We start from the raw sequence: 7,294 nt of genomic DNA on the forward strand, positions 1-7,294 counted from the left end.
TAAGAGAGCGGTCGGAAAGCGGAGCATTCCGTCAGGATGGGATGGCGAGGTCTCCTTGCTATATCCAATCTCCCCTTGAGAAAAGTGCTCTTGAATTTCCTTATATTCAATTGGTGTAACGGTTTTAACCTTCTTGTAATTATCAAGTTCGCCATTATCCATTATCCATTAATGAATGGTTACTCCCTACTCCCTTACTTTTTCAATTTCTTCCCTGCTCCCTACTCCCTTATTTTCATAGCTAATGGGATAGTTTTTTATTTGGAAGTCCCTTAAAATAAATCCAACTTATGCAGAAAGACGGTTCAGATCGGACCAAAACTCATAAGTATGGAACCATTAGATAAGTTTTTGAGATTACAGAACTGCAAAAAAAAATCCTTAACTGAACTGTATCGATCTATAGACTAATCTACTTTTTTTCTTCCTTCTTCTTTCTTATGCAAAAAATCCTTAACTAAACTGTATTGAGTTATGTAAAAGCCAAGCATAATGTAGGGTTGGTGTTGTTAAATATTAAAAACCATAATGGAGAGGTTCAAAACTTACAAGCAATCCAGTATGCTAATAGTAAAGCTGTTAAATTTTATGAAAAACAATAACAAGATATTGTAGCTAAGAATATTAGAAGCATAATTGAAATTAAGTTCGTCTAATACCAAATATCGACCATTTTTGCTACATCTTCTTCAGAGCAGCGAGTAGAGACCAGGGAGCATAGAAATTAGGAATAATATATATTAAGTTCATTTCTAAAATCTTTAAAAAAATTACTCAACTTTTACTTATTACTTAATAACTGAAACTGAACTTTTGGAGAAGTATAGCATTATTTTGGGGAATTGGTATAATTAGCAATTATTAAATAACTGCTTCTCTGATGTCTCTTGTATCTCAATTGTGGAACTAAAAATAATATAGCGGTTCTCATCTTTAATTAGGTAGACTATTTTTCTTTTCTCTATTCCTTTTTCCCTTAAATCCAAAACTTGTGTATCTTATACAAATTCACTTTAAAGATATCACAAATAGTTTCAAACCCCATAAGTGAAATAATTTCCTGAAATTACTGTAGTGTCAAAGTTTTGATCCTATAAAATCTAAATGTATGACTTTTGACTTTTAACTTTTAACTTCCGTGAAACAGTATTACCAATTCTCAAATTGCTATACTATTTGTATAATCGATCAATAAAGGATTATAATAAATTATTTATCTATGGAATAGATATGGTAATGAAATCTACCAAAAATTATCAGTTCAATACTAATATAAACAATAAAAGTACCATTCTAGTAATTGATGACAACCCAACTAACTTAAGTTTAGCAGCTACTTCTCTAGAAGATGGGGGATTTAATGTTTTAATTGCTAGTGATAGTCTAAATGGTATTAAAAGAGCAAAATTTGCTCATCCCGATCTAATTCTGCTAGATATTTTAATGCCAGAAATAGATGGTTTTGAAACCTGTCGTCGATTAAAAACAGATGCAGCAACTCAAAATATTCCAGTGATATTTATGACTGGTCTTACTAATTCAGAATATAAAGTCAAGGGATTTGAAGTAGGGGCAGTTGATTATGTAACTAAACCAATTCAAATTGAAGAAGTTTTAGCTAGAATTAACCTCCATCTTCAGCTTTACTTTTTGACTCAAAAACTAGAATAACAAGTAGAAGAACGCACGACAAAACTAAATACAGCTTTGCAAGAACTCCTAGCATCATAATTGCAATTAGTTCAGAGTGAAAAAATGTCATCTCTAGGTTTACTTATAGCAGGAATTACCCATGAAATTAATAATCCCTTGGGTTTTATTGTAGGTAACTTAGAGCATACTGAAGTAGCTGTGCAAGAACTAATTGAATATTTAAAACTATATCAAGAAAAATTTCCTCAACCTGGAAAAATTATTGAGGAAAAATCCAAAAAAATAGAACTAGAATATTTGTTAACTGATTTGCCGAAAATGCTTATTTCTATTAAATATGGCATTCAAAAAATCCAGGAAATTAGTACCTCAATGCGAATATTTTCCCGTGCAGATCAAAATAAAAAAGTAAATTTTAACCTTCACGAAGGAATTGATAGTACCTTAATGATACTAAAACATAGATTAAAAGGTAAGAAGCATCGCCCAGAAATTAATGTCATCAAAAATTATGACAATATTCCTAAAATTATGGGATTTCCAGGACAGCTAAATCAAGTGTTTATGAATTTGATAGCTAATGCAATTGATGTATATGATGAAATTAATCAGGAAGAAACAAAATCTGATTATCAAATAAAAATTTCGACTGAAGTAAGTCTAGATTCTCAGCAAGTAATTATTACAATTCAAGACAATGGTCATGGAATGTCAGAAGAGACAAAAAAACAAATATTTGACCACTTATTTACTACAAAAGCAGTGGGCAAAGGAACAGGATTAGGACTTTCCATTTCTCGCAAAATAGTAGAAGAAAAACATCAGGGAAAAATTTTATGTGAATCAAAATTAGGTAAAGGTACAATATTTACTATTATCATACCAATTTTTCAAAGTAATAATTAGGAGTTAAATGATTAATTAGTTTTGAGAACAAAGCAAAATGATTTTTTTCAGCAAAAAACTTCAACAACAAAATTTATCAGAGCCTCAACCTAAAAATTTATCTCGTAATTTTTGGGTGAGAATAATTATTGCTAGTACGACATTAGTTGTTAGTTTGACTGCTTACTTCAGCTATCAAATAGTTAGGAATTTAATTTTAGATAACTTAAGAACAAAAGCCTTTCTAGAAGTGCAGAAAGGTGTTAATGAAATTGATAGTTGGCTAAGTCATAAAAAAGCCTCACTCGAAGCAATAGCAAATAATCCTATATTCCGAACAATGGACTGGTCTAAAATTAAACCCTATTTACAAGCAGAAGAAAAACGACTGCCAGATTTTATGTACCTAGCAATGATTGATGCTGATTTCTTCTTATACATTACAGTAGAAGGGGAGGCAAATGGAGTAATTAATCTCAAAGATCGCGAACACATTCGAGAAGCTATGAATAGTGGAACAACAACTTGATCAGATCCGCTCATTGCTCGTGTTCCTAAAGGAAAAAGAATAGTAGCTTTTGAAGCTCCAGTTTTTTCTGGAATACCCGAACCAGAAAAACCATTGGGAAAAGTTATCGGTTTGACCGATGCTGTAGTTGATATTGAAAAAGTCATTGATATTGTTAATAGTTTAGATTATGGTAAACAAAGTTATGCTTTTGCACTTAATTCTCAAGGAGAAGCTATTGTTCATCCCAACCCAGAATTAATGTCAACTTTGGAAAAACCAGCTCCTAGTTTAGTCAATTCTTCAGACCAAGGTTTGGCATTTATTGCTCAACTAATGATTAGTACAAAGCAAGGAATTTTACTAACTAAAATAAATAAAATTTCCCAATATGTGGTATATTTACCATTAAAAGAAACCAACTGGTCAGTTGCACTTGTAATTCCCCGAGAAAATATTGAATCTCAACTTAGACCTCTCGATCTAATTGCTTTAGTAGTCACAGCATTAGCAACAATGATGATGATTATTTTATGGCAAATTCAATCATTTGAACAAAAACAACTAAAAAAATCTAAACAAGCTGCAGAAACAGCAAATCAAGCAAAAAGTGAATTTCTTTCAAATATGAGTCACGAACTCAGAACACCTTTAAACGGTATTCTTGGTTATGCTCAAATTCTCAAACGCGATCGCAACTTTACCCCTCTTCAAAAAAATGCTATTAGTATTATTCACAATAGTGGAAATCATCTTTTAACATTAATTAATGATATTCTAGATTTGTCGAGAATAGAAGCTCGAAAAATGGAGCTTTACCCTGGTGAAATTCACTTTATTTCTTTCCTAGAAAGTATAGTGGGAATAATCAAAATGCGCGCTCTAGAAAAAGATATTCTCTTCAAATATAAACTAGATTCTCACTTACCAATAGGCATTCAAACAGATGAAAAACGTTTGCGACAGGTACTATTAAACTTATTAGGAAATGCCGTTAAATTTACCGATAACGGTCAAGTAACTTTGAAAGTTACTCAGATAGAAACTCAAAGTAATAGTGCAATTATTAAGTTTGAAGTAATTGATACAGGAGTTGGAATAACTGCCGAAAATTTAGAAAAAATATTTCAACCTTTTGAACAAGTAGGCAATACTAAACATCGGCAGCAAGGAACAGGTTTAGGACTAGCTATTACTAAACAGTTAGTTGAATTAATGGGCAGTAAACTACAGGTTAAAAGTGAATTGAGCCAAGGTTCAAATTTCTGGTTTGAAGTTAATTTATCTACAGTTAATACCTCAATAAAAACTACTACTGAAACAATAGGCCGCATCATTGGATACGAAGGAACAAAACGCAAAATTTTAGTAGTAGACGATCAAAAAGAAAATCTATTAGTGCTGCAAAATATGCTCGAACCTTTGGGGTTTGAAATAATTCTTGGTACAGATGGTCAAGAAGAAATAGATCTAGCTCAAAAACATCAGCCAGATTTAATTTTAACAGACTTAGTAATGCCAGTGAAAACTGGATTTGAAGCAATTCAAGTTATCCGAAACCTGCCAGAAATACAAAAAATTCCAATTATTGTAGTTTCAGCCAGTGTTTTAGATACGGATAAAAAGCAAAGTCTAATATCAGGTTGTAATGATTTTTTATCTAAGCCTATTGATGAAAATAAATTACTATTACTCTTAGGAAAATATTTACAATTAGACTGGATTTATGAAGAAGAAGTAGTAGAAGAAAAACTAGATACAAATAATATTAGTCTATCAGAAAAACTTGAATCTATAATTCCACCGCCTCCAGAAGAAATAGAAATATTATATGAATTTGTCATGCTAGGCAGTATGCGAAAATTTCAAGAAAGAGCAGTCTATCTAGAAGAATTAGACAAAAAATATATTCCCTTTGCCCAACATTTGAAAAATTTAGCCCTAGAGTTTCGAGACAAAGAAATTACTGATTTTGTAGAGAAGTATTTGTATCAAGATTGATAGGAATGGGAAAATTTTGTTGCTTAAAGTGATTCCCGAAACCTATATTTAACTTTCCTGTTTAATCCATCCATAGATGCGCTAAGATACACATTGCCTCATATACCTGATGTAGCATCAACTTCTAACCAGTTTAGTGTTTCTCTTCTAATAAAAAATGCTGAAACTGAAGATAGATTTTTAGATAATTAGAGCACTTTGTAGATATTTTTAATAAGTCTCATTTTGAAGTAATGTGGCAGATGACTCTCCAGCTTATACCGTTTCACGGAATTCAAAAGTCAAAAGTCATGCATTATGATTTTATAGACTCATAACTTTTACACGCTCAGTAGTTTCAGGAAACTATTTCACATCTAAAGTTTGAAACTATTTGTGACATTTTTAAAGTGAATTGGTATTAGATTAACTAAATCTATCTAAGTCGATAGGTGTTAAAATTTGTCGCTATGTAACAAAATGCAAATTAGCCCTCAAATCAACTTTAGGTAGTAGCTCAGAGTTAGTTCACAAAACTTAATGTAGTGGACTGTTTCATCTTAAATGTTGCAATAGATGTCGGTTGGGTTAAAAAAACAATCAGCAATCAGCACTCAGCACTCAGCAGTAAACGTGAACGAAGGGGATTTAAACCCCTCCGCGCACCATCCTGCGCAATAGTTGCAGGGGATTTAAACCCAAGCTCAAAAAGCTGATAGCGTATGGGCTAAAAGCTAATAGCTAGTTAAGCTTTTTTGTGCGTACCTACTTAATTATCTATCGACTTTACTACGATAAAATACTGATTTTTTATGAAGATGCTGTAAACTCATGCAGATAGTCTTGACAATAGAAAAACCGTTGTGTCAAGATTAATAATATATAGATAAAAATGGGTTGTGCATCAGTAAAGTGTGGGATAAGTAAGTAGGGCTGGTCAATAATCATCTAAAAGTACTGTAAAGATTGAGCTTTTCCAACTTTTGTCGGGAAAAAAGTGTAAAGAATTCAGCCTTGAAGACCAAAAAGTTAGAACGAAAGGCAGACTTGCACAAAAAGATACAGGTACAATTATTCCTTCTACTTCCCACACTTCCTGCACTTCCTTGACGCACTACCTAAAAATGTTTATGTAGATACGAATATCTTCATCTCTCTTTTTTGACTCTAGAAACATCTAATAAACTGATATAATCAATGATTAAAAATTCTCTTCTGTCAAAATTTCTCTCCCTTTCAATAGTATTGGGTGGAGCGATATTAGTAGGAAATGAATCTGCTTTCGCGTTCAACATCAATGTGGGAGGTACACCATCAAGCCGTACAACGACAACTGGATCAAATGATGCAGCAAATGGCGAAATAACAACAACATACACTGGTGTCCCGATACCCAATTTTCCTGGGGAGACGATGACATGCACTATTATTGAGGACGGATCTACAGGCACGCGTTTTCAACAATCATGCAGCAATGAAACTCTTAGTGCTGAAGATTTACCTGATGGCGTTACTATTGACCAAGTAATCTCACAGTTCACTCCTTTTAATAATGAAAGCGAATCTTTTGTAACAGGAGAAAAATTTGAAGACTTAACATATATATCTGGTGCGATAGAACCTAGAGAAATTTCAATTGATTTTACAGTTACTATAACAGAAGATTCTAGAATAGAAGTAGAACTAGGATCTAAGACCAGTTTAGTTGATAAAACTTTTGATGGTTCCCTGACATATTATAGTTTAGGATTCACAGGAGAAGGTCAAGAATCTTTTTCAGTTTCCGATCTCAGTTTCCGTTTTTTGGGTACTAACTATACCAATGAAAATGATATAGATTTCGAGTTTTTCAATCCTTTCTCAGGTGCTGAAGTTTTATTTTCAGATGGCGATCTTCTGGGATTATCTTTTGAGGCAGGTTTTTTGTCTTTATATAAAGATTCGTTCGATTTTAATGAAAGTAGTGGAGACATAAGAGGCAGTGTTGAATACACTTTACCTCAAGCCTCTCAAGCCTCTGCTCCAACATCTGTACCCGAACCTAGTGCTATTTTTGGTTTATTAGTATTTAGTGCTATGGGTTACAGTAGTAAGTTAAAGGAAAAGAAGAAGTGATTGGGTAGGTTGGGTTGAAGAATGAAACCCAACATTGTTTAATGAATACCTCTCCCCCGACCCCTCTGGTGCTCCGAGAGGGGCAAAGTGTTCTTCCCCTTCCCTAGTAGACTTCTCGAAAAGGGAAAGAAGAAGTGATTGGGTAGGTTGGGT

General features: G+C 32.9%; 5 protein-coding genes. All 5 read left to right on the plus strand.

Going from position 1 to position 7,294, the window contains the following annotated elements; translation table 11 throughout:
- Positions 1-1,236: 1,236 nt before the first annotated feature.
- Positions 1,237-1,671, plus strand: a complete 435-nt coding sequence (locus tag F6K22_RS25280) for a response regulator (protein ID WP_293104330.1) — start codon at positions 1,237-1,239, stop codon at positions 1,669-1,671.
- A gap of 84 nt (positions 1,672-1,755) precedes the next feature.
- A complete protein-coding gene (locus F6K22_RS25285) occupies positions 1,756-2,559 on the plus strand; it encodes a sensor histidine kinase (protein WP_293104333.1) in 804 nt (267 codons plus the stop codon).
- A gap of 37 nt (positions 2,560-2,596) precedes the next feature.
- Entirely contained in the window at positions 2,597-3,067 is a 471-nt protein-coding gene (locus tag F6K22_RS25290) for a PDC sensor domain-containing protein (RefSeq protein WP_293104336.1), read from the plus strand.
- A gap of 93 nt (positions 3,068-3,160) precedes the next feature.
- Entirely contained in the window at positions 3,161-5,047 is a 1,887-nt protein-coding gene (locus F6K22_RS25295; RefSeq protein WP_293104339.1) for an ATP-binding protein, read from the plus strand.
- A gap of 1,176 nt (positions 5,048-6,223) precedes the next feature.
- The gene (locus F6K22_RS25300; protein ID WP_293104342.1) at positions 6,224-7,141 is read left to right on the plus strand and encodes a hypothetical protein; all 918 of its coding nucleotides are present in this window, start codon (positions 6,224-6,226) and stop codon (positions 7,139-7,141) included.
- Positions 7,142-7,294 lie beyond the last annotated feature (153 nt).

This window comes from Okeania sp. SIO2F4, from assembly GCF_010672385.1.
Taxonomy (GTDB): domain Bacteria; phylum Cyanobacteriota; class Cyanobacteriia; order Cyanobacteriales; family Microcoleaceae; genus Trichodesmium.